The organism is Nocardia sp. NPDC057272 (assembly GCF_042668615.1).
Lineage (GTDB): Bacteria > Actinomycetota > Actinomycetes > Mycobacteriales > Mycobacteriaceae > Nocardia.
Window position 1 is genome coordinate 257,614 of sequence record NZ_JBHUYK010000002.1, and the last position, 26,052, is coordinate 283,665.

Here is a 26,052-nt window from a genome sequence, read left to right on the forward strand (position 1 = left end):
CTGGGCATCGGCGTCGGTGCCGAACCCTCAGAGTCCCGTGTCGCGATTGCCAAAGCTTGAACTGCTCCGGTGCGCCGTGAAAACGTTTCACACCGGTTACGGCTCGTCGGCCTCGGCGCCCGGGGAGTAAGGCGAGCTGAAACCGGGCACCCACTCGAACGGGGTCGCCCCCGCACCGGCGGTCCGCTCGGCCGCCGCGGCGAACGGAGCGTTGTTCTGAGTCAGCCGGCCGATGGCGCGTTCGAGTGCGGGCAGAATCTCGGTGATCGCGAGATCACCGTGCGCGAAACGTCCCAGCATGGCATAGACCATATTGGTCAGCACGAGAGCGAGATCGGCCGCGTAGTCCTCGTCGAGGCTGGCGAACATCGTGCTCACCGCGGGCAACACCGCGGCGAAACCCTGCGCGTCGAGGCGCTGCCCGCCCGGACCGGAGCGGGCGTGGTAGTAGGCGGCGAGCATCCGTGGGTGACGCTCCCATGGCTCGAACACGTAGCGGGTCACCCGCTTCAACACGTCGGCGAGCGACTCGTCGGCTCGCGGCGGGTCGAGTTCGGTGTAGGTGTTCGTGGCCATCCACTGCGCGACCGCGGCGAGGACGAGTTCGTCGCGGGTGGGGTACAGCTTGTAGACCGTGGTCAGCGACACCTGGGCGACGCGGGCCACCCGGCGCAGCTGAACCGCGTCATACCCCTCCGATTCGAGCAACGACAGGGTGGTTTCGGTGATCTTGCGCGCGGGATCACCTTCGCCCTTTCTGGCCACCACGCCACAGTAGTCGATCGTCTCGTCGCGCCATCGAGGCGATTCGACCTCAGATACGCGTTCCCACATCCGCGGCGACGAGGTTGTCCATTGCCCGCTCCGCGACCGCCGCGATCGTCATCGACGGATTGCACGCGGCGGCGTTGCCCGGCAACAGCGCACCGTCGAGCACGTAGAGCCCCGGCTGGTCATGGACACGGCCGTCCAGGTCGCACACCGCGCCCATGCTGGCCCCACCCAGCGGATGCCAGGTCGAGGGAAACAGCGAGTTGGTGTCCAGCAGCATCCCGGTCGAACCCGCGATGCGGCGCACGGCGGGGTCGATGTGGTTGTTCTGAATGGCCTGGTCGCCGTCGTGGGGCCAGTGCAGAATCGCGTCGTCGCGGGCGGCGTCGTAGGTGAACGCCCCGCGACTGTCACTGACGCCGTAGCCGACGAGCATCGTACTGGCCGGGTCCACCGACATCGGCGGGATGGAGGCCTGGATCACGGTGTGCGCGGCCTGCGGATCGTCCCAGTTCTTACTGCCGTATACCACCGGACCACCTTGTTCCGCACCGAATTTCGCGGTCGGGTCCGACCAGACATAGATGCGGTCGGCGTTGGTGCCCCAGTTCTGTCCGAGCCCGTCGGGCAGGTCGGGAATCAGGCCCTTGGCTCCGGCTCGCACGAGCAGCCGGGTGGTGTTGAGACTGCCCGCGGCCAGGATCACCGATCCCGCGGTGAGCACCTTGTTCTCGACCACGGCACCCGCGGTGTCGAGACGTTGCACGTGCACGGTCCAGCGGCCGTCGCGGGCGCGTTCGAGATCGGTCACCTCGTGCAGGGTCTGCACCTGGCAACGGCCGGTCGCTTCGGCGGCGGCGATATAGGTGACGTCGACGGAGTGCTTGCCGCCGTTGTTGACTCCCATCGCACCGTCACCGTTGGTGTAGGAGGCTTTCATCTCCCCGCGCAGCTCGGCCAGCGCGAAGTTCCAGTCGATGGGCATCGGGATCTTCGACAGCGGCATCCCGGCCCCGCGCACCCGCTCCGCGAAAACCCGTGCGGCCCGGTAGCTGTCGGCGGCGATCAGCTCGTCGGGAGCTTCGGCCAGGCCGAGCATCCGTGCCACTCGCGGATAGTGCACCCGATCCATCGTCGCCCAGTCCAGCTCTTCGGGAAAGTGCGCGTTGAACACCGCCTCGGCGGGCTGCAGCGACATGCCCTGGTAGACCAGCGATCCGCCACCGACACCGGCGGCGCACAGCGCGGTCATGTTCACCCCGGGCACCGCCTCCACCAGCCCGGCGTACGGGTCGAACACGAGCGGTCGCCCGAACAGGTTCGGGCTCGACCGGTACCACAGCAATCGCTTGTCCGGGGCGGACGCGCGTGGGAAGGTCTCGGCGTTCGGGCCGCTGGGCCACCGCTGACCTCGCTCCAGAACCGTCACCGTGACACCGGCTTGCGCCAACCGCAGCGCACTGACGCCGCCGCCGAATCCCGACCCGATCACCACCACCCGGTGTTCCTCGTAGGTCAGCGGAACAGTGTTGGACCGCAGGGCGATCGGAGCCGGCGTGCCCGTGGGGCGGGCACCGAGAAGTATTCCGCTCGCTGTTGCCGCGGCAACAAGCATCGAGCGGCGCGAAATGGCTTTCACACACAGATCCTTGTTCAGTCGATGCTGCAGCCGGAGACCGGCTTGTCCGCAAGACGATCGAGTAGATAGGTGAACGCGTTGTCGGGCCCGAAGCCGTCGATGATCTCCGGCCCGAAGTGATTCGGGATGGTGGTGCCGGGCAGGATCGGCGGGAGCTCGTTCGTGCGGAAGGTGACCGTGGCGCCCTTGCCGCACCAGTCTTCGGCGAGTCGCCGGGCCTGTCCGTACGGGACGGTGTCGTCGTTGCGGCCGCTGGTGATCAGGACCGGCGTGGCCGGGGTGGAGTTGCCGATCCGCAGTTCCGCCAATACCGGTGTGGCTTCGGGCAATTCGGCGAGATGGGCGGACAGCGGTCGGCCGTCCTTGGTCAGTGACGCGGTTTGCAGGAAGGGGTGATGCATGATCACGTCGGCGATGCACGAGTCGCTCAGGGTCTCGAGCATGGCGCGACCGGCCGGACTGGTGACCTGGTCGACCGCGCGCTGCAGCTCGGGATAGCGAGCGAGCATGCCGTTGACGGCGAACCCGATCGCGCCGCCGATCAGCGCACCGTCGATCTTTTCCAGAATCGCGGTGAGGTCGGCAACCGGCCCACCTGCCCAGGTGCCTTTGAGATTGAGTTCCGGCGCGTAGCTCGGCTGCATCTCCGCGGCGGCCGCGGTGGCGCCACCGCCCTGGGAGTAACCCCAGAGCACGACCGGCGTCTCCGGTCCGGCACCGCCCAGATTGTTGGCCGCGCGCACCCCGTCGAGAATCGCGTGCCCGCTCTCGAACCGGTTGGCGTAGGTGTGGATGCCGGGTGTGCCGAGGCCGACGTAGTCGGTCACCAGCACACGCGCGCCCAGCCCGCTCCACACCACCGACGACGGCAGCTCCTGGTTCGCCGAGATCCCCAACGGCTCGGTGGACACCGCCATCCCGGTCGAGAACGCCACCGACATCGCGCAACGGTCGGCCTGCCCCGACGTGCCGGGGCCGATGACCACCGTCGGACGCGGTCCCACGCCCTGCCACGGCCCGGTCGGCTCGAGGTATGTCCCACTCACCGCTACCGGCGACCCGTCCTGCAATCGAGACGTGTACATCACGTGCTGCGCCTTGCCCGGCCATCCCTGCTCGGTGGGCGGTGTCACGAACAAGGTCATCGGTGCGGTCTTGATGATCGCGCCCGGTTCCTGCGGGATCCGGTCCGGCGGTGTGTAGAACGCACCGACGGGCTCGGCCACGGCCTCCCCAGTCCGGGTCACCACCCCGGTCGCCGCCATCGCACCGGCCAAGACCATGACCGCGACGACGCGCCCGGCACGCGGCCACACCCGTCGAAGATCCTGTCGCTTCATCGAGAACCTCTCCGTCGTCATCACCGATCGGCGTCGTCGCCGCGGTGACCCAAGTCGCCGGAGGGGCAGATCATGATGCCTGTCACACCAGCGCCGACAGAGAGTAACACGGTTACTGTTCGGGGCGAGCACCCGCCACCACACAGCACGCCACCGTGCCGACGACCACGCGACTCGCCGTGGTAACCGAAGAACTCGCGTGGTGAAAGCTGTTCCAGCGAATCATCTTTCAGACCGCTTCGGCTGTGGGATGGTGCCGGAATGCTGATCGAATACGGAGTGTGGGGTTCGCGATTGGTACTGGCCGGGGCTTTCGGACTGTCGGCATGGGGGAAGCTGGCGGACGGGCCCGCGACACGGAAGGCGTTGGTCGACTTCGGGACAGACATCAGGTGGGTTCCCGCGGCGGCGATCGGGTTACCGGTGGCCGAGGGCTTGGTGGCCGCGGGATTGATGCTGCCGTGGACGGCGGGAATCGCGGGCGCGGCGTCCGCGCTGCTGCTCGCCGGGTTCACCGCGGCGATCGTGCGATTACTGCTGCGCGGCGAGCATCCCAGCTGCTCCTGCTTCGGCGCGGCGAGTTCGGCGCCCATCGGGCCCGCGACACTGGTGCGTAACGGCCTGCTGCTGGCGCTCGCCGCCCTGGTCACGGTCGGCGCGATCCGATACCCACGGGTCCCTGCCGATTTGCCCGTCGAGGCCGGCGTGGGTCTCGTGCTGATCGTAATGCTGGCGGTCGTGCTGACCTGGACGCTCGGGGAGTTGCACGCACTTCGTCGGCGGGTCGACGAACAGGCCCTGTCGACCCTCGGCGCCGAGGGGCTGCCGGTCGGTGCGGTAGCACCGGAGTTCGAGTTGCTGGCCGCCGAGGGTGGGCGGATCGATCTGGCGTCGTTGCTCGCGCCGGGAAAGGCGATCCTGCTCGTGTTCGTCCATCCGGGGTGCGAAATGTGCGCGGCGCTGGCCCGCGAGTTGCCGCGCTGGCACTCGCGCGTGCGGGAAACGTTGACCGTCGTGCTGGTCGGCAACGGCGATCTCGCTGAACATACCGCCTGGGGGCGTGCGCAGGAGGTGGGCGATATCCCGGTCCTGGTGCAACAGGGCAATGAGGCCGCTCTCCGCTATCGGGTCCGGGGAACGCCGTCGGCGGTGCTGATCGGCGCGGACGGGCGGGTCGCGGCGGCGGTCGCCCGGGGTGCCATCGCGGTGCGCGAGTTGATCACCACAGCGAAGACGGAGGCGGGGCGGCGATCACCTCGTCGAGACGAGCTCGCCTCAGGGACGCGCCGATAGGCGCTCCCCTATTGCCCCGTTTCGCAGACAGAAACCGACTGATTCCCTAAACCCGTTGTTTCCCAACGGGTTTCATTCGCAATGCGCTCATGTTGCCGCGAATCCGCCGATACACTCGACCTCGCAACACGCTCGACTCCCGCTAGCCGAACACATCGACCAAGGGGAAATGTCATGGCGCTCTTTGCATTCACCGACTACAGCGGAAAAGAATTCATTTTCCAGCTCAACAACGAACAGCGGATCTCCGAGGCACGCCGGATCCTGTCCGGCGAGGAAACGATGTCCACCCACGTCATGGGCAAGATCCGCAAGACCAAGCAGAGCTACAACCCGGAGTGGAGCTTCCACCTGGACCCCGACACCATCACCTTCTTCACCATGGCCATCGAAGTATGTGATTCGAGCATCCAGTACACCGAGGACTACCTCGACGAGGCGTGCGGCGCCTTCCTTCCCGGCTGTTTCTGGTGCCCGTGGTCATCGCGGCTGACGCGGGAAGTGACGGCCTCGGTCAGCGCCTGACATCGGCTCCGGGCGGCGCGCCGCGCGCCGGCCGGACCCTTCGAATCAAGGCTCGCGAGTGCGTTCGTGGCACCGCAAGCTGGTGGCACCGGAGCTAGGTGATATCCGTCCGGTGGCGTGCCGCATCGAGGGCGGTGAATGCCGCCGCGGCGAGGATCATCACCGCCGAAACGAGCAGAGCCACGTCGAGTCCGTGATGGAATGCCGCCTTGCCGGCATTGAGCACCTCGGAAACCTTCGACAGGTATTTCAGATACGGGCCGATATCGACGCCCTCGGGGATCTTCCCGAGTTCCACGGCTTGAATGGCGTCGGGCTGTAGCGAGGTCGGCAGGCCCAGCTCGTTCATGCGCGCCTTCAGGTCCGAGGACAGGAATCCACTCACCAGCGCACCGAGCACGGCCACACCGAACGCCGAGCCGACCTGGCGCATCGTATTGGTCACCGCGGCAGCCATTCCCGAGTGTTCCGCCGGAACTCCCGACATCACAGCGGACGTCAACGGCACCACCGCGATCCCGAAGCCGAAGCCCGCCACCGCCATCGCGGCCGACAGCGAAGGATCGTGGAGCTCACCGGACAGCATATGGCGGGTCAGCAAGATCCCGCCCGCGCCGACCACACAGCCGAGAATCATCGGTGTGCGCGCGCCGCGCCGCGCCACCCAGAACCCCGCGACCAGCGAGCCGATCACGATCATGGCGGCCATCGGCGCGAACACCGTGGCCGTACGCGCACCCGAGTACGACTGCATCACTTGCAGATACAACGCGGTGAAGAAGAAGATCGAGAAAATGCCGAAGTAGACGGCGAAGGCGACGATCAGCGCACTACGCACTGCCGGAAAGCGCAGGTAGTGCAAGTTGAGCATAGGTGCGCGGGCCCGTGTTTCGACGGCGATGAACCCGGCGAACGCGAGTCCACCGATCGCGAAGAACGCGAGCACCGAGGGCGAGGTGTAGCCGCGATCCTGACCGGAGATCGCGGCATAGATCACCGACCCGAAAGCCGTGGCGCCGAGCAGAGCGCCTGCCCAGTCGATCGGCTCGGGGCTGGGGTCGGCGCTCTCCGGGACCGACCACAGCGCGACGACGAGCGCCACCGCCGCGATCACCAGGTTGAACCAGAAGATCGAGCGCCACCCGTACGCATGGACCAGCACGCCGCCCAGCACCGGTCCCGCCGCCAACGCCAGCCCCGACACCGCCGCCCACACCCCGATCGCCTTCGCGCGCGTGCGGTCGTCCGGGAAGACGTGCCGAAGCACCGACAGTGTGCCCGGCTCCGACGCCGCCGCACCGAGCCCCATGATCGCGCGACCGGCGATGAGCACCGCGACACTGCTCGCGAGTGCCGACACCACCGACCCGGCACAGAAGATCACCAGGCCGACGATCATCACCCGCTTGCGACCCCAGCGGTCCCCGAGCGACCCACCGGCGAGCATCAGCCCGGCGAACACCACGGTGTAGGCGTTGACCACCCACTGCAGTGCGGTCACGTCCGCACTCAGATCACGCCGGATATCCCCCAGCGCCACGCTGACGACGGTGGTGTCGAGAAAGGTCACAAATACCACTACAGCGACTGCGGTCAGAGCGACACGCGGTCGCGCCGTCCCGCCCGGCGCATTGCCCATCGGTCTCACGGGCACAGGGTACTGGCGGGTTCAGCCGGACGCCAGACGGCCACCGGCCGACGACAGCAGCGGGACTCGCACCGGCGGAAGTACCGGGCCGACAGAGGAATTCCCTATGCCACCTGCTGACATTTCGTCTTTGCCTCGCGCTGTTTTCCGGACATACCGCGAAACAGCTCGACGAGGGAGGCACCGCGATTTCATCGAAGCTTCGCGCGCCGCACACGTCGATCCCCTGCCTGTCGGGCGAATACGCAATCGAGAGGACCGGTGGCATGACCACGATCGAGAATGTTTCGCACACGCGAAAACTCACCGGACAACGAGCTCTGGTCACGGGCGGTTCCCGCGGAATCGGAGCGGCCGTCGTACGCCAGCTCCTGGACGCGGGCGCCCAGGTGCTCACCACCGCCAGATCGGCGACGAACACAATTCCGGACGGGTCCGCCTTCGTGACCGCCGACGTGCGAACACCGGCCGGCGCACAGGCACTCGCCGCAGCCGTGCACGAGGTGCTCGGCGGGGTGGACATCCTCGTACACAACGCCGGTGGTGCGCGACCGCACGCGAACGCTTCGGCCATCCCCGACCACGAGTGGCAGGACGCGCTCGACCTGAACCTGCTCGCCTCGGTGCGGCTGGATTCGCTGCTGGTGCCGGGTATGCGGGAACGGCGTTCCGGCGCGATCGTGCACGTCTCCTCGGCCGCGGTTTCCACCGCGGCACCACAGTTCCTGCACTACGTGGCCGCGAAAGCCGCACTCCAGACCTACAGCCGGGGACTCACCTTGGACCTGGCCGCCGCCGGAATCCGGGTCAACACCGTGTCGCCGGGCAGAACCGCCACCCCCGGCGGTGAAGAGACCCGGCAGTTGTGGGCAAGGATGGACGCGACGGCGGGCGACACCGTCACCGCGATCGGCACGCCGCCGCTGGGGCGCGACGGACGGCCCGCCGACATCGGCGACGCGGTGCTGTTCCTCGTCTCCGACCGCGCGAGCTGGCTGACCGGAACCAATCTGTTCGTCGACGGGGGCCGAATTCCCCCGGGGCTGAAGCCGGTCAGCGCGCCGGCGGGACTGACGCGGCCTCGGTCCAGGTCTGGCGGCGAAGGAGCTCAAGCAGGGCTGCCTCCGCCGGGCCCGGATCGGTGCGGACGACAGCGACGACGGGCTAGCGGCGGCGCAGCGCATGCGGCAGTTGACGAGTGCCGAAGCCCATCTGCGCCGCGACCACCAGCTCACCCACCAGCTCGTCGGCGCCCGCCCGCGCCGTCGCCCGTGCCCGCCGCGCCGCGTTCACCGCGACCTCCGCTTCGCGCAGGAACGCACGACCGACCACGGTGAGTACCAGTCCCGTCGGCGTGCGAGCGAACACCTTCACGCCGAGTTCCCGCTCGAGGCCGCGAATCTGCTGCGACACCGACGGCTGAGCAACGTGCAACATCTCCGCCGCCGCCGTCACCGACCCCTCTTCGGCCACCGCCAAGGCGTACTCGAACTGACGAAGGCTCATCGGCGGGTTCCTCCCTGAGGGTGTCGAGCTGCCCCCGCGATGCTAGGCCCGGTAGCTCCGGGCCGGCCACGATCGGTACGTCGGCGACCAGCGGTGCACGGCGTCGAGCCGTCCAGCGCGCGGGGTGTGCGAGACTGGGGCGGTGAGCGATGCCGATGCGGGCACCTACGTCGAGGCGGGCGAGTTCCGCCGCGATACCAACTACATCACCACGCGGATCACCGCCGACGGACGTGAAGGCTATCCCGTCGAACCGGGGCGCTACCGGCTCGTCGCGGCCAGGGCGTGTCCGTGGGCCAATCGCACGCTGATCGTGCGCAGGCTGCTCGGGCTCGAGCCGGTGCTGTCGCTCGGGCTGTGCGGGCCCACCCACGACAAGCTCAGCTGGACCTTCGATCTGGATCCGGGCGAGGTCGATCCGGTGCTCGGCATCCACCGTCTGCGCGATGCCTATCTGGCCCGGTTTCCGGACTATCCGCGCGGCATCACCGTGCCCGCGATGGTCGACATCGTCACGGGGCAGGTCGTAACCAACGACTACGCGCAGATGACCCTCGACTTCTCGACCGAATGGGCCGCCTACCACCGGCCCGGCGCACCGCAGCTGTACCCCGAACCGCTGCGCGAGCAGATCGACGAGATCAACCGAGACGTGTTCCGCGACATCAACAACGGCGTCTACCGCTGCGGGTTCGCCGGTGATCAGGACGCCTACGACGCCGCCTACGTCCGGCTCTTCGCCGCACTCGACCGGATCACCGAGCGGCTGAGCACTCAGCGCTACCTGGTCGGCGACACCATCACCGAGGCCGATGTGCGGCTGTTCACCACACTCGCCCGTTTCGACCCCGTCTATCACGGCCATTTCAAGTGCAACCGCACCAAACTCAGCGAGATGCCGGTGCTGTGGGCATACGCCCGCGACCTGTTCCAGACTCCCGGCTTCGGCGACACCATCGACTTCGGGCAGATCAAAGAGCACTACTACGTCGTGCACCGCGATATCAATCCCACCGGCATCGTCCCCGCGGGGCCGGACCTGTCGAACTGGCTGACCCCGCACCACCGTGAGGAACTGGGTGGGCGCCCCTTCGGCGACGGCACCCCACCGCCTGCGCCGATCCCCGCCGAGCAGGTCCCCGCGATCGACTGAGGCCGTCTGTCTCCCGGCCCGATAGCCAAGCGGGGCAACAGTTTCGGTGACACGTCGAAACGGTTTCGTGTCGGTGCTCAGCGCTAGCGTGCTCGGGTATGGACACCGTGCCCGATGCCTGGTTCGCCGACTTGCTGACGCAGCTGTGCGCGAGCGACTTCCGCACCGTCACCCGGCTCGACATCGAGCACGTGTGCGGTACTGCGGGGTGGCTGTGTCCGGGTGACGGCGTGGTGGTCATCCCGGGAACACCGTCCGGTGGCCGCATCGACGACGACCGCGGTGCCGACGGTAAGCAGCGCGCGCACCTGTCCATCGCCGTCGCGACCATCGAGCCCGAACAGTTCCGTCACTACCTGGACCTGACGGTGACAACGTGGGGTGCACCGACATGGTTTTGCGGCCTGTCGGATCTCGGCGTCGGCTGGGTCGACGGCGACGCCCTGCGCATCCTCGAGCTCTCCGACCACGGCACGGTGTCGCTACGGATCGAGTCCCTCGATGCGGATGCCCAACGCAGGTGGGGGAATTGGAGAACCCAGTACCACTACCCGGATCTCATCGACGAAGCCGACCGGGTCCCGAACGATGAGCACGATGTCTCGGTCACGAGCGCCGACGATTACGAGGTCAGCTTCACCTGGTCGGCCGGTTCGGCCGGGCGCGGCAGCGAGATCTGGAGCGTCTACACCCTCGGCCACCTGCGTGGTCTGCTGACCGACCTGCTGGGCAGCGTGCACCTCGCCATGCGAGCGCTGGGCCCCGGTCCCGAACCGCTCGTCCTGCACTTCTTCGACCGCGACAAGACACCGGATCGCTACGCCCAACTCGAGCTGTCGCCGACCGAGATCCGCCTGCGCGCCTTCACCACCGAGGCCACCCGCCCACACCTGGACCGGCTCGGCTTCGTCGACTGCGGTGACGGCAGCGCCACCCGGATGTGGCCGACCGACCGGGCACGGGCCGCCGCCACTGTCACCGTGGTCTTCCTGCACCGAGTCGGGCTCGGTTCGGAGAATCTGACGATGACCGAGTCGGGGAATCCACTACCGATCGACCACTTCTCGGTGGATCTGCAGGTCGACCTGGAAGGTGACGGCGGCCTTCCGGCGTCAGCTGTCTCGCAACCGTTCGACCTGCCCATCGGATCGCTCGGTCCGCTGTCCGATGCGGCTGATCAGGGCGGCGAGGACGAACAGGGCGATCAAGATCAGTAGATGGGCGACGAAGAGCGCCAGCACGGGGAGCGCGAAGCCCTCGTCGGTGAGAAACCCGCGGTCACTGACGCAATACAGGGTGAAGTTGGTCGAGGTTCCTTCGGAGTCGTGGAAGGTGTCCGAGACGACGACCGGCTCGGTAGCCGGTGGTGAGCAGAACAGGGGTGCGGTGAGTTTCGCTTCGCCCGGCCAGATGGCAACAGCGATGAGAATGGTGAGGAAGGCGGCGGCGCAGGCGAGTGACACCGCGGAAATCAGGACGCGTCGCATTCGCTATACCTGCCGCACTCGAAGGAAGGTGCCGGTCCGGTCGAATTCGGCGACCATCTCCGAGCGTGGCGACAAGACATTGGCGACGATGCGGATCTCGCGGCCGAAACGGCTCACCACGATGACGGTCACCTGCCCGTCGGGCAGCGCGCTTCGGGCGAGGGCGGCGTCGACGATATCTTCGATTCGCGACAGACCGGGTACCTCGCTGACGGCGAAATCCTCGCCGTCGAGGTCGTCGGCGGCGGAGACCCGAACCGGACGTGGTGCGCTGAGGGCGCCGAGAGCGAAGGAGTAGTCGTCGAGCTGCCGGGATCGATCAGGTGGCCGAACGCGCAGGCGCACGGTGGGTTCCCGAGCGGCCAGTACCTCGTCGCCGGACAGATATCGGGTTATCTGGGCGGGTTGGTCGTTCAAGGTGAGGCGGAACTGGGTCGAATTCGGTGGGGTGAGCATGATGACGTTCGCTTCGAGGTCGATGGCACCGGTTCGCCGGCTCAGCGCCGCGATGGCCTCCTGCGGCAACGAACTCACCAACCCGCCGCCGCGCGCTCGCAGCTGATCCTCGAAATCCGCCCGGTCCACCGCGCCCACGCACCCACTGGTGCCCAGTACGACCAGGCAAACGAGGACCCGAAACCATCTGCCACCGCGCACATCCCGAATGCTAAGCGTTGCGCCGGGATCGCGCCGGTCGTCAGCCCCCGACTGGTTGCAGAACGCGCAGAATCGGGTCGTAGGCCCAGTTCAGCATGCGCTCGGCGTCCTGCCGCGCGGCGGCGCTGCTGTGGTCGGAGCTGTGCAGGACGACACCGATCAGCGGGATGCCGGCGCGCACCGTCTCGAACATCAGGCAGTGTCCCGCGGCGTCGGTGTTGCCTGTCTTGATGCCGATGGTGCCGGGATATTCGTCGAGCATGCGGTTGGTCGTTTCCCAGTGGTGCTCGCGGTTGGCGGGTCCGGCGGGAACGTGGAAGTCCCGCGCGCCGACGATCTCGCGGAACAGCGGCAGGTTCATCGCCCGCACACCCAGTGCGACCAGGTCCGCCGGGGTGGAATAGGTGGAGTGATCGGTGGGATACGGCATACCGGCCGGGTCACTGAAATGCGTTCCGGCCAAACCCATCACCCGCGCGGTGTCGTTCATTCTGGCCAGGAAACCACCCTGGCCGGGACCGAACGATTCGGCGACGGTGTAGGCGGCGTCGCAGCCCGACGGCAGCAGCAGCGCGTAGAGCAGTTGGCGCGCGGTGAGCACCTCACCGGGAACCAGTCCCGCGGTGCTGCCGTTTTCCCTGGCACAGTAGGCGCCCGCTTCCTGGGGCACCGTCACCGGCCGTTCGAGGTCACCGCTGACGATCACGACCACCGCCGTCATCACCTTCGCGATACTGGCGATCGGGACCGGGGTGTTCGCCTCGCGCGACCACACCACCGTCCCGGTGAGCCCCTCCGCCAACGCCGCGCCCGAGGCCTGAACACCGTCTGGCCCGGCGGCCGGCCACGGCAGCAGACCGTCAGCACTCCCGGAGGGTGCGGCAGCCGCAACACCGTGACCAGCGGCGACGATCAGAACCCCGACAGTGACAGCGTGCAACACCTTGGCGAATGTCCGCATGGCGACATTCTGGCGTACAACTATGCCGACCTGCGGGATTTACCCCCTCGATTCACCGAACTCGTTGCCATTCCGGTCCAACCCGCCGGAACTATGCCTGGAACTCCCGGACATAGATCGTGTCGACGCCGAGTACACCGACCGAACTCGCGCCGCCCGGCTGACCGAGTGGCTCGGCCCGTCCGGGTAGCGGTTCGTGGAAGAAGCGGACGTTCTCGGTGACGAACTGTTCTTGGCCGGGCGGCAGATCGTCTTCGTAGTAGATCGCCTCGACCGGGCAGGCCGGTTCGCACGCGCCGCAGTCGATGCACTCGTCGGGCTGGATGTAGGCCATCCGATCGCCGATGAAGATGCAGTCGATCGGGCACTCCTCGATGCAGGCCCGATCCAGGATGTCCACGCAGGCGGCGCCGACCACGAACGTCATGTTGTGCTCCTCAGCTGTACTGGCCCGCAACTTGCGGCAGTGCTGATCCTGGTGCGCGCGCTCGCGGGCGGGTAGCCCCCGATATCCACCACCTCGTAAGGTTTCCTTATGAGCTTGCCGCCCGGAACACCTGCGCTGGAGGTGCTCGATCTCCTGGTATCGGTGGCAGAGCTGGGCAGCCTCGGCGCCGCGGCGCGCCGACACGGCATCAGCCAGCCCGCGGTCGGCATGCGCATCAGCGCGTTGGAACGGCGGCTACGGCTACGGCTGATCGATCGCGGACCCACCGGTTCGGCCTTGACCGATGCCGGTGCGGCCGTGGTCGAACTGGGTCGGCCGGTACTGGCCGCGGGACTCGCCCTGATGGACGGTGTCGCGGACCTGCACCGCGAACTGTCACCACAACTGCATGTCATCGCCTCGAAAACCATTGCCGACCACCGGATTCCGCAGTGGCTGGCGGCATTGCGCAAGCTCCGGCCCGAGCTCGCCGTCGAACTCGACGTGGCGAACTCCCAGCAGGTGACCACGGCGGTGCGCGATCGCGAGGTCGTGCTCGGATTCGTCGAGGGCCCGCAGGCACCCGCGGGGCTGGGGAGCCGGGTACTCGTGGCCGACGAGCTGGTCGTGGTCGTCGCACCGACCCACCCGTGGGCCACCCGCACGCGCCCGGTGAGCCGACGCGAACTCGCCGATACGCCGCTGGTGTGGCGCGAGAAGGGATCCGGGACACGCGACACCGTCTGGGCCGCGCTACAGATCCACGGCACCCCCGCGCGGCCCGCCGCCGAACTCGGTTCCGCCGCAGCCATTCTCGCGACCACCCGCAGCGGACTCGCCCCCGCGGTGGTCAGCCGGCTGATCGTCGCCCACGAACTCCGTGCGGGCACTCTGCACGAGGTCGACCTGGCCGATTCGCTGGTTCTGACCCGAAAGTTCCGCGCCATCTGGCACCGCAGCACCCCACCATCCGGCCCCGCGGGCGACCTGGTCGACCTCGCCGCCCGCATCGAAGCGGCCCGACCGACAGTACGACGACCGCCGCGAGACTGACCCATCGTTTGCCTGGCACGGAATCTTCAATCACACGAACAGATTCGGCATCGACACCGGGCACGACCCGCTGCGCAGAGAGCGCGCACCCACGACACCGACCAGCGACGCCGCGACCGCCGGGCCGACGGGCACCAGCGGTAGCGCACCCCGCTCGACACACGCACGAAAGCCTTCGAGGATTCGGACCGTGCCCTCAGCCTTCGGTTCGACCAGGGTGCCGTCCGGCAGCGTCACGGCGGCGGGTGCGCGTTCCTCGTCGCGGGTGACGCCGTCACCAGTGGTCCAGCCTTCTTTGCGCACGCGCACCGACCAGGCGCGAGCGCCCGGTGCTCGGACCGATTCGGCGAGCCCCTCGGTACCGCGCACCGAGAACTAGCTCCAGTGGCTGTCCGGTTCGCCCTGCAGGAATCCGTGCCGGGTCACGGCCAGACCACCGCCGCTGAGCCGGACCACCATGACCACCGCGGACCTGGAATCGGTGGTGTCGACCGGAAAGGCCGTCACCTCGGTCGGCAGCTCGCCGGTGAGAGCGAGGATCGGCGACAGGGTGTGCGTGCAGTACGCCGTCGGCTCGATACGACCACGCCAGTGATTCGGATCGCCGATCAGGCTCGAGACATCATCGGGCGACATCGCGTGCAGATAGTCCGCCTCGACAAGCGTCACCCGTCCGATCTCCCTGGCTTCGACGGCTTTTCGAAGGAGCTGGACATGTGGATGGAAGACGTAGTTCTCGGCGAACGAGTACGTCGCGGCCGAGCGTCGTTCGGCCGCGAGCAGCGCGATCGCTTGCCGCTCGTCCGCACACGCGGCGGATTCGGAGAGCACGTGGATTCCGCGGTCGAGGAAGGCGACGGCCAAGGGGGCGTGCTCGTCGAAGTCGTTGGCGAGGACCACCCCGTCGAGGTCGTACTCCAGCAGGACGCGCCAATCCTCGAACACGGCCGCCGATGACAGGTGAACGGCCGCTGCTGCCCGCCGGGCCGGGTCACGATCGCAGGCGGCGACCACCTCCATACCCAATCGCCGACACCACGTCGCCAGATACAAGCCCATTCCCAGACCGACCACACCTACGCGCATGGCTTGATGCCTCCTGGATACTTCTTGCCGAGCAGGTCACTCCCCCTCGATCAGTTGCCTACCGCTCCGCAAGGATCTCGACGTACCCGTCGGTGCCGTTCACGCGGATGCGCTGCCCGTCGCGGATCAGCTCGGTGGCGTGTTCCACGCCGACGACGGCGGGGAGGCCGTATTCGCGGGCGATCACCGCACCGTGGGTCATCAGGCCGCCCACTTCGGTCACCAGTCCCGCTATCCCGACGAACAGCGGGGTCCAGCTCGGATCGGTGTAGGCGGTGACCAGGATGTCACCGGATGCCAGGTCGGCCTGCGCGATGTCGGCGATGACGCGGGCGCGCCCTTCGATCGTCCCGGCCGAGACCGCCAAGCCTGGCAGTGCCCCGGCGGGAAGGTCCTCACGCCGATACGCCCCGGCGAGGGCCTCACCGTCGGAGGTGAGCACTCGCGGCGCGGTGAGCGACCGATACGACCGGAACGCGTCTTGTCGTTCGTCGACGAGGCCCCGGTCGGCCAGTTGCGTGCGAACGACCTCCTGCAGCTCGTCGAATCTCAGGAAGAAGATGTCGCCGGACTCGTCGAGTACACCGGCCCGCACCAGCCGTTCGGCTTCGCGCAGCAGCGCCTGCTTGTAGACGAAGTAGCGGCTGACCATGCCGTATTTCGGGTACTCCCGATATCCGGAGAACGTGCGGACACGCTCGATCATCCGCGCGGTCTCCGCGGCCTTCTGCTCCCCCTCGGGGAGGGCGCGCAGGCGTCGCAGAATCTGTTGTTCCGATTGTTCGGCCTCGCGCAGGCCGTCCTCGAAGCGACGCCTGCCCTCGCCCGGCCCGAAGTTCTTGATATTGCCGAGAATCGTCGGTACCAGCGTGGCGGGACTCTCGCTCCAGCGCGGCCGGGTGATGTCGATTTCGCCGGTGCAGCGCATGCCGTACTTGCCGAGGAACCTCTCGATCGCGGCTCGTGCGTCGTCTCCGCCCGGGTGATCGGCCAGACCGTCCAGGAAATCGTCGCCCTCGATCCGCTCCAGGTAAGCCACCACCTCCGGATGCGGGCGGATCACATCGGCGACATCCAGCAACGCCAGACCCATCTCCGATGTCACGTTGCCGGGGACCGACTGGGTGAGTGCGTCGGCGGCGTTCTTCTCGCCCAGCCATTCCCGCAATCGATCGTTGAGCCACTCCGTGGCCTCCATCGCGGCCATGATCACCTGCAAACCCTGGGGAGCGAACAGGACCCGCCGCAGCTCCTGCTGGATATCGGTCCGGATGAAATCGAGCAGCGGCGGTCCCGACAGATCCGCGATGTCGCGCTTCATGGCCGCCAGCGATGCCTCGCTCTGCGCGATGAGCGCGGTGACGATATCGGGATCGGTTTCGATCGGCACGGGGGCGGTACCGAACGGCGCCGCCGGTGCGCCGGAATCCTCTTCTGGCACTGGACGAACGAAGTCACCGCGCTCGAGCACTGTGCGCAGCGCGTCCCCCATCAGCGGGTCGGACTTGCCGAGTCCCGCCGCCAAGGCGGCGCCTTTCGCCGGGACGGACACCATCGCGGTGACATCGACGAACAACCGGCCGCCCGCGTCGCGCATCGGCGCGTTGCTCGTCAGCTGCCACACCGAGAGCCCCAGCGGCTTCATCGCGTCGGTCATCATCTGCTGATGGCCCACCGACACATAGACGTGGTTCTCCCGGTCGTCGGCGGCGGGAATCGGGAACAGGCTGGTGATCGGTCTGCTCTGCACGACGCGGAAAACATCACCGTCCGAACACCATTCGATGTCCTGAGGGCTGCCGAAATGCGCTTCGATGCGGCGGCCGAGCCGCGCGAGCCGCAACACCTGCTCATCGGAGAGGACCGGCTCGTTCCGGTGTTCTCCCGCGATCTCGCGCACCTGGGTGCCGCCTGTCGGGACCGGCTCCACGCGAATCTTCTTGGTGGCGATCGTCTTGTCGGTGATGTGGTCGTCGCGAACCCGGTAGACGTCGGCATTGACCAGACCCGACACGAGCGCCTCACCGAGACCGAAACCGGCGTCGATGGACACGACCGTCCGGTCGCAGGTGAGGGGGTCGGCCGTCATCAGGATGCCGGCGGCGCGCGCGAACACCATCCGCTGCACGACCACACCCATCCGGATCTTCTTCTGGTCGAAGCCGTTTCGCAGTCGATAGGTGACCGCTCGCTCGGTGAACAGCGAACCCCAGCACCGGCGGACATGCTCGACGATCGCCGCCGATCCCACGACATTCAGGAAGGTGTCCTGCTGGCCGGCGAACGAGGCGCCCGGCAGATCCTCGGCCGTCGCACTGGATCGCACGGCACAGGCGTCCTCTGCTCCGAGCCGAGTATGCGCGGCGAGGATCGCCTCCACGACCGCGTCCGGCACGACCAGCTCCTCGATCATGCGCCGCAGCTGCGCGCTCAGCCGGGAGATCGAGGCCCGATCACCTGACTCGAGGCGCGACACCTCGTCGAGCCGAGCATCGAGCGCCGGCTCCCCCGCCACCGTCCGATCGAAGGCATCGGTCGTCACGCAGAACCCGTCCGGCACCTCGGCACCGTCGATCCGCGACAACTCACCGAGGTTCGCACCCTTACCGCCGACAATCGCGACCATTGTTCGATCGATCTCGTCGAACCCGAGCACATAGGCCATCCCGCTACTCCTCACCTGGTGGTTTCGGTCTAACGCGAGCGATTATGGACCAGGATTCAGCGCCTCATGAGGGCCCGGAATCGTGTATACAGTAGAAGGGGGAAAGCAACGGGAGCGTTCGTGCGCCCGACACCGGCGGCAATTCCGTGACCACACCGGATTCCAGTCGACCACAGCCCCGATCCGCCTTGATCGGACCCGGGTTGCCACATCGCGAGGCAACCGGCCTCCGAAAGCCGACCGCTGCCGCGTGACGGGCGCTTGTGCCATGTTGCCCATCGATTGCGGATGCCGAGATTTTCACCTCGCGCGCCGATCCGGGCCGCCTGCGACCCCGAATATGTGACAGATCAGCTAGCACGCAGCGTCCAGCCCCCGGCTTTGCCTGTGAGGACACCATGGCCACCGAGAACCCTTTCGACTCCCTGCCCACGACCGATTCTTCCGCCGAACCGGCCCCGCCGTCCTGGGCCGCGCCTGCCCTGCTCCTGTCGCTACTGATGCTCGGCCTCGACCTGGTGGCCCTGATTCCCCTCGGTGCGTGGATGCGCGACTACGGCATCGGCCTGGTCTGCACGATCTACCTGCTCCACGTCCTGGCGTCGACCGCGGTGGCCGCATGGACTGTGAGCCAGTTCCCCCTCCAGCTCGATATCGAACCGGAGCAGCAGAACACCTAGCCATACCGGTGCGGCAGGCAGGGATGCGGGTGCATCCCTGCTGAATTGTCGGCGAACACCGAGTTCACGGCACCTTCGGGCCTGCCACATATGGGTGCGCTGATGGCAGGATAGAGGCGGAGTTTGCCTGATCTACCCGGAGCACCGCTGCACCATGACTCGAACTCGCACCCCGCGCCCGTCCGATGTGCCGCGAGCTGCCGGCGGGGACCTGGTGAATGTGCGACTCATCGTGCTGGCGTTGACAATCGGCGTCACCCAGCTGTTCGTGATCCCGCTGGCACTGCTCCCACTGGATGCGGCGTGGGGTTGGGCCCTGGTGCCGCTGACGCTGACCATCACGCCGTTCTGGTCACTGATCCACGAGGCCGTTCACGGGTCGCTGCTACGGAATCGGACCCGCAACGACCGGATGGGACGCATTCTGGCGGTGGTGTACGGATCACCCTTCGCGATGCTGAAAGTGGGCCACCTGCTCCACCATCGATACAGCCGGGTCCGTGAGCGCAGCGAGATCTACGACCCGGCGACGACCACTCGGCGGGCCGCCGCTCCCCCGTTCTATCTGAAACTGTTCGGCGGTTTGTACCTGCTCGAAGTGCTCGCGCTACTGCTCGCGCCGATGCCCGAGCGAACCATTCGTGCACTGGGACGTCGAGTGGACGCACCCGATTCGGTCGGTGGTCTCGTCCTCGAGCGTGTCGCCCAGCCGGCGGTTCTGGGCAAGTTCCGCACCGACGCCGCCGCGATCGTCGTCCTCCACACCGCCGCGTTCCTCGCCTATGGCGCACACGGCTGGATGCTGCTCGCCGCGATCGGCGGCCGCGCCCTCATCATCTCCCTCTCCGACAACGCCTACCACTACGGCACCGACCTCGAATCACCCAGAGCGGCAATGAATCTGCGCCTGCCCCGCACACTCGAGCGCTTCGCTCTCAGCTTCAATCTGCACGATGTGCACCACCGCCACCCCGGTCTGCGCTGGTACGAGTTGCGCTCCCGATTCGACTCCGAAGGCGCTCACTACCACCTCGGCTGGTTCCGCGCGGTTGCCCGTCAACTCCGCGGTCCGATCGAACTGACCTGATTTCGCTCGATCCCGCGGCTCCGGGTGAGGCATCGTAGATCCATGCCGCTGACGATTTCGGTTCTCGCGGACCGCCCCGATCTGTACGACGCCTTCACCGGAATGGCCGACTCCTGGCCTGAATTCATGCGCCACGACCCCGTCGGCAACCTGTACTACTCGATGCTGGATCGGTTCGCCGACTACATCCTGGTCTGCCAGGACGAGGCAGGCGAGGTGGTGGGCCGGGCCTATTCCGTCCCGTTTTGGCTCGGTGCGGCCGACCTCCCCGACGACGGCTGGGACGGTGCGATTCGCCGCGGCATCCACACCTCGGCGACCGGCGCACAGCCAGACACGGTGTCCGCGATCGAGATCGTCATCGAACCGAGCAGGCAGGGCACCGGGCTGAGCGCGGAAATCCTTGCCGCTCTGCGGGACAACGCCGCTCGGCTCGGATTCGCCGAGCTCGTGGCGCCCGTGCGCCCCAACGGAAAAGCCGACATCGAACAACCGATGAGTGTCTACGCCGGGCTGACGAGGGCGGATGGGCTGCCGGTCGACCCGTGGCTGCGCGTACACGTCCGGGCCGGCGGCACGATCGACAAGATCGCACCGCGATCCATGGTTATTCCTGGGACGCTGGAGGAATGGCGTGCGTGGACCGGCCTGCCGTTCGACACCAGCGGGCAGGTACTCGTGCCCACAGCGCTGGCCCCGATGTCGTGTTCGGTCGAGCACGGTGTCGCGGTCTATGTGGAGCCCAATGTGTGGATCCGACATCCGACAGGAGCGACGGGTTCGCAGCGGATCAGTGCAGGTCGAGGTTGGTGACGGTCTCGGGGCCGAGTGCGATGCGGGCGTGCCAGGTCGGTGGCTCCCAGGGATCGGGAGCCATGCCCTGGTAGCGGGCCGACAGGTCGAGGTAGCGGGAGCCGCCCGCCTCGGCGGCCACGACTTCGTAGTCGTACCAGGTCAGGTCCGAGCCGGTCGGCACGTGGAGTCCGATGCTGTCGCCGGTGCCGTCCGTGTCCTCGATCGCCTCTCTGGCCTCGAGATCGCGGACCAGAATCGGCACCGCAGCATAGATTTCCAGGCTCGTCGCGGTGGTGAACCGGTCGGCCGGATAGCGGCCCCGCCAGCCCGACGGATCGGCGAGTACCACGTTCTGGAGCGGCTCGACGACAACACGATTCGACGACACCGGACTCGATGCCACTGCACTGCACCCGGATTGACCGCGCAGCAGCGCATTCGCAGTCACCAGGACCGAGGTGGGATGTCCGGACCCGGGTGCCGCCCCGGTGGTCCAATGTGGTGGGGTGTCCTCGTCGCGTCCGGCCATGAGCTCGACGATCGTGGCAGCTTCGGAGCCGTCGACAGTGGCGCACAGGGCTCTGCCGTAGCCGCCGACACCCAGGGTGCGCTGCGTGAGCGGGATGGCGAAAGGCCAATTGGTCGGCGCAGGCAACGGCTCGTCATCCGGTGAGACTGCGGGCTGGAACGCGATATCGAGGGCGGTCGGCGTGTACGGCGCACGACGCCGCACCGTGAGCTGCTCGTCATCGGGCAGTGCTCGCAAACGATCGATCACGTTCCCCAGCCTGCGCACCTCACCATTGCCGGAACGCGTGCGGGAGTCGGTGTCCAGGCCGTAGACCGAGACACCCACCGGCCCATCGAAGTTCGCGTACACCACCGTCGTCGGCTGGTCCGTCGGCGGCGAGAACTCGCGGTAGTGGGCATCGTCGAAGGAGAGTTCGCCGAACCACGCGCGAACTTGCTCGATGCCGTCCTCGGTGAGCTGGGCCCAGTACACGCCGAACACGCTCTGCTCGGCACCGTCGTCCACGTAGGTGAAAACCGTACCGTCGCGCCGCAATTCGAAGAAGGGAACGCGTCGGCTCCCGACACGGCCGGTCTCCAGGAACCCCGCCGACTCAGCGATCGACACCAACACATCCGCGTCACGCGCGGCAGGCGGATCATTCTCGCCGCGGCCGAACACAGTGCACGCGCAGAGCGACGACACCGCGATGAGCATCGCACCGAGAACGACAGATCGGTGGGCCATATCCGAGCCTAACGCAGGCTGTGATCTTGCACGGCCGGGTAGCCGCCCCCTCCCGATGGCCGCATCATGGATAAATCGCCGACTCTCAGATCCGGGCATCTGTCAGTCGCGCGCCACCGGTGCCGCGCGTTCGGCGAGACTGCCCATGCCTAAGGAGTCCGCCGGTGAGTCATGCATTCTTTCGCGCACAATCCGATCCGATCAGCGGCACCGAGGTACTCCATCCCGAACCCGAGGCGAGCAGCGGATGGATCGGTGGGCAGTTGCGCGGGATGGCTGTCGGCGCGGTCCTGGCGCGCGCGGTGGAGCGCGAGCTCATCGTTCGCGACCGGAGCGACTTGCGGCCGGTGCGGTGGACGCTCGACCTGTTCCGCCCGGTGTTCATGCGGCCCTGCACAACTCGTGTCGAGGTGATCCGCGACGGCCGCCGATTGTCGTTGTTCGATGCGGTGCTGATCCAAGACGGCCGCCCCGTGGCGCGGGCCGGCGCGCTGTATCTGCGCCCCGGCCCGACACCGGACGGCATCTGCTGGTCGCCGGAGACGACCGCGGATCCGCCGCCTGCCGACCGCGAACCCTCGCCCGATCGGGATCGCGTGTACTTCAGCGAGGAGCAAGGTTGGAGTCCCGATGCCCGCACCCACCACAACGCGGCCCGCACGGGGATCTGGCACCGCCCGATCGCGGTCGTGGCCGGTGAGCAACCGACGCCGTTCCAGTTCGTCGCGGGCCTCGCCGATGTGACGAACGTGGTCACCAACCTCGGCAGCCACGGCCTGGAGTACATCAACGCCGATGCCACGCTCACGTTGACCAGGCTTCCGGAAGGGGAGGAAGCCGGGCTGGTCGGCCTGGACCGGCTGGCACAGGACGGCATCGCGCTGGGCACTGCGGCGATCTATGACCGCAAAGGCGTATTCGGTACCGCGACAGTCAGTTCCCTCGCCAACACCCGGGGCCCCGCGGACCTGAGCGCTATCGGGGCGTCGTCATCGCCCATGGCCGCGGACTAGTTCGCACCGCCTCAGCTGCGCCGCCGTGGCGATTTCATGACCCGGCCTCGTAGGCTTGCGCTATGGCACACGACACCGATCAGCCCGTCGACATCAAGCCACGCTCCCGCGATGTCACCGATGGTCTCGAGAAAACTGCCGCTCGTGGCATGCTCCGCGCGGTCGGCATGGGTGACGAGGACTGGGTAAAACCGCAGATCGGTGTGGCCTCGAGCTGGAACGAGATCACGCCGTGCAATCTGTCGCTCGACCGGCTGGCCAAGGCGGTCAAACGCGGTGTCCACGCCGGGGGCGGTTTCCCGCTCGAGTTCGGCACGATATCGGTCTCCGACGGCATCTCGATGGGCCACGAGGGGATGCACTTCTCGCTGGTCAGCCGTGAGATCATCGCCGATTCGGTCGAAACCGTGATGATGGCCGAGCGCCTCGACGGTTCGGTGCTGCTCGCCGGCTGCGACAAGAGCCTGCCGGGCATGCTGATGGCCGCCGCGCGACTGGACCTGGCGAGCGTATTCCTCTACGCGGGGTCGACCCTGCCCGGCAATATCGACGGCAAGGACGTCACGATCATCGACGCGTTCGAGGCTGTCGGTGCCTGCATCAAAGGTCTGATCACCCCCGCCGAGGTCGACCGCATCGAGCGGGCGATCTGTCCCGGCGAAGGCGCGTGTGGCGGCATGTACACGGCCAACACCATGGCCTCGGCGGCCGAGGCCCTCGGGATGAGCCTGCCCGGATCGGCTGCGCCGCCTGCCCCGGACCGTCGCCGTGACGATTTCGCCGAGAAGTCCGGCGAGGCCGTCGTCGGATTGCTGCGCAAGGGGATCACGGCCCGCGACATCATGACGATGGAGGCGTTCGAGAACGCCATCACGGTCGTCATGGCGCTCGGCGGGTCGACCAACGCCGTGCTGCACCTGCTGGCCATCGCCCGCGAGGCCGGTGTCGGCCTCACCCTCGCCGACTTCAACCGGGTCGGTGACAAGGTGCCCCACCTGGGCGACCTCAAGCCGTTCGGCCGCTATGTCATGAACGACGTCGACAGGGTCGGCGGCATCCCCGTCGTGATGAAGGCCCTGCTGGATGCCGGTCTCATGCACGGCGACGTCATGACCGTCACGGGCGCGACCATGGCCGAGAATCTCGCCCACATCGAGCTCGGCCTCGACGGTGACGTCATCCGCCGCCTCGACCGGCCGATCCACCGCACCGGCGGGCTCACCATCCTGCACGGCTCGCTCGCACCCGAAGGCGCCGTGGTGAAGAGCGCCGGTTTCGACTCCGATGTCTTCCGCGGCACGGCCCGGGTGTTCGACGGGGAACGGGCTGCGATGAACGCACTCGAGGACGGCACCATCGTGGCGGGTGATGTCGTGGTCATCCGTAACGAGGGCCCCAAGGGCGGACCCGGCATGCGCGAGATGCTCGCCATCACCGGCGCGATCAAGGGCGCCGGCCTCGGCAAGGACGTTCTGCTGCTCACCGACGGCCGGTTCTCCGGCGGCACCACCGGATTGTGCGTGGGGCATGTCGCACCCGAAGCGGTCGACGGCGGCCCGATCGCGTTCGTCCGCGACGGCGACCCGATCGTGCTCGATGTCGCCAACCGCATCCTCGATGTCGAGATCGACGAGAACGAACTCGCCGCCCGCAAGGTCGGCTGGGAGCCGCTGCCGCCCAGGTACACCTCGGGGGTGCTGTCGAAGTACCGCAAGCTCGTCAGCTCGGCCGCACACGGCGCCGTCACCGGCTGACGGCGCCGCCTCGGCGAGAATCGCTCAGCTCAGCGTCTTCAGCGCCGTCCCGTCGTAGGGCTTCACCTCGTCGCTCCGCCCCGCCAGGATCTTGGCGGCCCATTCCGGGTCCTGGAGAAGGGCTCGACCGACGGCGACCATGTCGAATTCGTCGCGCTCCATGCGATCGAGGAGGTTGTCGAGACTGCCGAGCTCGGCGCCCTGGCCCGAGAACGCACGCAGGAAATCACCGTCGAGGCCGACCGATCCGACGGTGATCGTGGGCTTGCCGGTGAGCTTCTTGGTCCAGCCCGCCAGGTTCAGCTCCGAGTCGTCGAACTCCGGAAGCCAGTAGCGGCGGGTGGAGGCGTGGAAGGCGTCCACACCGGCCGCGGCGAGCGGGGCCAGGATCGCCTCGAGCTCCTGCGGCGTCTCGGCCAGGCGGGCGTCGTAGGCCTCCTGCTTCCACTGCGAGTAGCGGAAGATCACCGGGAACTCGGGCGAGACGACCGCGCGGACGGCGGCCACGATCTCGGCCGCGAACCTCGTGCGGGCCACCGCGTCACCGCCGTACACATCGTCGCGGCGGTTCGTGCGCTCCCAGAGGAACTGGTCGAGCAGATAACCGTGCGCACCGTGCAGTTCGACGCCGTCGAAACCGATGCGCTCGGCCGCCGCGGCGGCCTCGACGAAGGCGCCGATGACGTCGTCCAGGTCACGCTGGGTCATCGCCTTGCCGGTGCCTTCGGTGCCGTCGACGCGAATGCCGGAGGGGCCGACGGCGGGCGCGTCGACATAGGGCTGCTCGCCCTGATTGCGCACCATGCCGATATGCCACAGCTGCGGCACGATCGTGCCGCCTGCCGCGTGGACGTCCTCGGCGACCTTCGCCCACCCCGCCAACTGTTCCTCACCGTGGAACCGCGGCACACGATCGCTCTGCCCCGCCGACTGATGGCCGACGTAGGTTCCCTCGGTGACGATCAGACCGACGCCCGCGGCGGCGCGGCGGGCGTAATAGGACCGGACATCGTCACCGGGAACGCCGCCGGGCGAGAACATCCGCGTCATGGGCGCCATCACGATGCGGTTCGGGACGGTCAGGCCGTTGAGCGTGACGGGCCGCGACAGGATCTCGGCCGTGCGGGAGGCCTCGGACTGGGTGACGATCACTGGGTGCTCCTCAGAGGTACTTGACAAAGTCGAAGGTTGAGAACTTCAAGCAATGCCCACACGCTAGAGGCAGATATTTGAGATAGTCAAGTTTCTGCGGAT

24 protein-coding genes and 1 pseudogene are annotated in these 26,052 nt (G+C 67.5%); 11 read left to right on the plus strand and 14 right to left on the minus strand.

What is annotated here, in order from left to right; all coding sequences use genetic code 11:
• Window positions 1-96: 96 nt before the first annotated feature.
• From ACFULV_RS04165 to ACFULV_RS04175, 3 genes are read right to left on the minus strand one after another with little or no spacing between them, the layout of a single operon-like run.
• Window positions 97-765: a TetR family transcriptional regulator gene (locus ACFULV_RS04165; RefSeq protein WP_378652938.1), complete on the minus strand. Its 669-nt coding sequence runs from the start codon at window positions 763-765 to the stop codon at window positions 97-99.
• A 49-nt stretch (window positions 766-814) separates the two neighbouring features.
• Window positions 815-2,410: a GMC oxidoreductase gene (locus ACFULV_RS04170; RefSeq protein WP_378652941.1), complete on the minus strand. Its 1,596-nt coding sequence runs from the start codon at window positions 2,408-2,410 to the stop codon at window positions 815-817.
• 14 nt (window positions 2,411-2,424) lie between these two features.
• Entirely contained in the window at window positions 2,425-3,750 is a 1,326-nt protein-coding gene (locus ACFULV_RS04175; protein ID WP_378652943.1) for a lipase family protein, read from the minus strand.
• Window positions 3,751-4,011: 261 nt separating this feature from the next.
• On the opposite strand from ACFULV_RS04175, the gene ACFULV_RS04180 reads away from it, so the two are divergent.
• The gene (locus ACFULV_RS04180; protein WP_378652946.1) at window positions 4,012-5,043 is read left to right on the plus strand and encodes a peroxiredoxin family protein; all 1,032 of its coding nucleotides are present in this window, start codon (window positions 4,012-4,014) and stop codon (window positions 5,041-5,043) included.
• Window positions 5,044-5,217: 174 nt separating this feature from the next.
• Entirely contained in the window at window positions 5,218-5,568 is a 351-nt protein-coding gene (locus ACFULV_RS04185) for a calmodulin (protein WP_378652948.1), read from the plus strand.
• A 94-nt stretch (window positions 5,569-5,662) separates the two neighbouring features.
• Here the strand turns inward: ACFULV_RS04185 and ACFULV_RS04190 are convergent, their stop codons facing one another.
• On the minus strand, window positions 5,663-7,138 hold the full coding sequence (locus ACFULV_RS04190; RefSeq protein WP_378628838.1) for an MFS transporter: 1,476 nt from the start codon (window positions 7,136-7,138) through the stop codon (window positions 5,663-5,665).
• A gap of 344 nt (window positions 7,139-7,482) precedes the next feature.
• Here ACFULV_RS04190 and ACFULV_RS04195 point away from each other — a divergent pair.
• Window positions 7,483-8,193, plus strand: a pseudogene (locus tag ACFULV_RS04195) (oxidoreductase); the annotation flags it as partial.
• Between the two features lie 187 nt (window positions 8,194-8,380).
• On the opposite strand, the gene ACFULV_RS04200 reads toward ACFULV_RS04195, so the two are convergent.
• Window positions 8,381-8,722, minus strand: coding sequence for a LysR family transcriptional regulator (locus tag ACFULV_RS04200; RefSeq protein ID WP_378652951.1), 342 nt, complete (start codon window positions 8,720-8,722; stop codon window positions 8,381-8,383).
• Between the two features lie 142 nt (window positions 8,723-8,864).
• Here ACFULV_RS04200 and ACFULV_RS04205 point away from each other — a divergent pair, with 142 nt between their 5' ends.
• The gene (locus ACFULV_RS04205; RefSeq protein ID WP_378628833.1) at window positions 8,865-9,875 is read left to right on the plus strand and encodes a glutathione S-transferase family protein; all 1,011 of its coding nucleotides are present in this window, start codon (window positions 8,865-8,867) and stop codon (window positions 9,873-9,875) included.
• Between the two features lie 98 nt (window positions 9,876-9,973).
• The gene (locus ACFULV_RS04210) at window positions 9,974-11,092 is read left to right on the plus strand and encodes a hypothetical protein (protein ID WP_378652953.1); all 1,119 of its coding nucleotides are present in this window, start codon (window positions 9,974-9,976) and stop codon (window positions 11,090-11,092) included.
• Here the strand turns inward: ACFULV_RS04210 and ACFULV_RS04215 are convergent.
• From ACFULV_RS04215 to fdxA, 4 genes are all read right to left on the minus strand, one after another.
• Entirely contained in the window at window positions 10,988-11,362 is a 375-nt protein-coding gene (locus ACFULV_RS04215) for a hypothetical protein (RefSeq protein WP_378652956.1), read from the minus strand. The two genes, ACFULV_RS04210 and ACFULV_RS04215, sit on opposite strands and share 105 nt — an antisense overlap.
• A 3-nt stretch (window positions 11,363-11,365) precedes the next feature.
• Window positions 11,366-12,019 (minus strand): hypothetical protein, encoded by a 654-nt coding sequence (locus tag ACFULV_RS04220; protein WP_378652958.1) that lies wholly within the window; start codon window positions 12,017-12,019, stop codon window positions 11,366-11,368.
• Between the two features lie 40 nt (window positions 12,020-12,059).
• Complete coding sequence (locus ACFULV_RS04225; protein WP_378652961.1) at window positions 12,060-12,980, minus strand: D-alanyl-D-alanine carboxypeptidase family protein; 921 nt, start codon at window positions 12,978-12,980, stop codon at window positions 12,060-12,062.
• A 91-nt stretch (window positions 12,981-13,071) separates the two neighbouring features.
• Window positions 13,072-13,407 (minus strand): ferredoxin, encoded by a 336-nt coding sequence (fdxA, locus tag ACFULV_RS04230; RefSeq protein WP_378628822.1) that lies wholly within the window; start codon window positions 13,405-13,407, stop codon window positions 13,072-13,074.
• Window positions 13,408-13,515: 108 nt separating this feature from the next.
• Here fdxA and ACFULV_RS04235 point away from each other — a divergent pair, with 108 nt between their 5' ends.
• Window positions 13,516-14,460: a LysR family transcriptional regulator gene (locus ACFULV_RS04235; protein WP_378652962.1), complete on the plus strand. Its 945-nt coding sequence runs from the start codon at window positions 13,516-13,518 to the stop codon at window positions 14,458-14,460.
• Window positions 14,461-14,490: 30 nt separating this feature from the next.
• Here ACFULV_RS04235 and ACFULV_RS04240 read toward each other — a convergent pair whose 3' ends face one another.
• The 3 genes from ACFULV_RS04240 to rph are packed head-to-tail and all read right to left on the minus strand — an operon-like array spanning window position 14,491 to window position 18,211.
• Window positions 14,491-14,829 carry a hypothetical protein gene (locus ACFULV_RS04240; protein WP_378652965.1) on the minus strand — a complete coding sequence of 113 codons (339 nt, stop codon included), beginning with the start codon at window positions 14,827-14,829 and terminating at the stop codon, window positions 14,491-14,493.
• Between the two features lie 6 nt (window positions 14,830-14,835).
• Entirely contained in the window at window positions 14,836-15,546 is a 711-nt protein-coding gene (locus tag ACFULV_RS04245; protein WP_378652967.1) for a Gfo/Idh/MocA family protein, read from the minus strand.
• A gap of 58 nt (window positions 15,547-15,604) precedes the next feature.
• The gene (rph, locus tag ACFULV_RS04250) at window positions 15,605-18,211 is read right to left on the minus strand and encodes a rifamycin-inactivating phosphotransferase (protein ID WP_378652970.1); all 2,607 of its coding nucleotides are present in this window, start codon (window positions 18,209-18,211) and stop codon (window positions 15,605-15,607) included.
• A 398-nt stretch (window positions 18,212-18,609) separates the two neighbouring features.
• Here rph and ACFULV_RS04255 point away from each other — a divergent pair, with 398 nt between their 5' ends.
• The 3 genes from ACFULV_RS04255 to ACFULV_RS04265 all read left to right on the plus strand — a co-directional run bounded on the left by ACFULV_RS04255 (window position 18,610) and on the right by ACFULV_RS04265 (window position 20,791).
• On the plus strand, window positions 18,610-18,891 hold the full coding sequence (locus ACFULV_RS04255) for a hypothetical protein (RefSeq protein WP_378652972.1): 282 nt from the start codon (window positions 18,610-18,612) through the stop codon (window positions 18,889-18,891).
• 154 nt (window positions 18,892-19,045) lie between these two features.
• Complete coding sequence (locus tag ACFULV_RS04260; protein ID WP_378652975.1) at window positions 19,046-19,978, plus strand: fatty acid desaturase family protein; 933 nt, start codon at window positions 19,046-19,048, stop codon at window positions 19,976-19,978.
• A 42-nt stretch (window positions 19,979-20,020) separates the two neighbouring features.
• Window positions 20,021-20,791 carry a hypothetical protein gene (locus ACFULV_RS04265; RefSeq protein ID WP_378652977.1) on the plus strand — a complete coding sequence of 257 codons (771 nt, stop codon included), beginning with the start codon at window positions 20,021-20,023 and terminating at the stop codon, window positions 20,789-20,791.
• Here ACFULV_RS04265 and ACFULV_RS04270 read toward each other — a convergent pair.
• Window positions 20,769-22,031: a hypothetical protein gene (locus ACFULV_RS04270; RefSeq protein WP_378652980.1), complete on the minus strand. Its 1,263-nt coding sequence runs from the start codon at window positions 22,029-22,031 to the stop codon at window positions 20,769-20,771. The two genes, ACFULV_RS04265 and ACFULV_RS04270, sit on opposite strands and share 23 nt — an antisense overlap.
• A gap of 164 nt (window positions 22,032-22,195) precedes the next feature.
• On the opposite strand from ACFULV_RS04270, the gene ACFULV_RS04275 reads away from it, so the two are divergent.
• Window positions 22,196-23,044 carry an acyl-CoA thioesterase domain-containing protein gene (locus ACFULV_RS04275; protein ID WP_378652983.1) on the plus strand — a complete coding sequence of 283 codons (849 nt, stop codon included), beginning with the start codon at window positions 22,196-22,198 and terminating at the stop codon, window positions 23,042-23,044.
• 62 nt (window positions 23,045-23,106) lie between these two features.
• A complete protein-coding gene (ilvD, locus tag ACFULV_RS04280) occupies window positions 23,107-24,798 on the plus strand; it encodes a dihydroxy-acid dehydratase (protein WP_378652985.1) in 1,692 nt (563 codons plus the stop codon).
• Window positions 24,799-24,822: 24 nt separating this feature from the next.
• Here ilvD and ACFULV_RS04285 read toward each other — a convergent pair whose 3' ends face one another.
• On the minus strand, window positions 24,823-25,950 hold the full coding sequence (locus tag ACFULV_RS04285) for an NADH:flavin oxidoreductase (RefSeq protein WP_378652987.1): 1,128 nt from the start codon (window positions 25,948-25,950) through the stop codon (window positions 24,823-24,825).
• Between the last annotated feature and the right edge of the window lie 102 nt (window positions 25,951-26,052).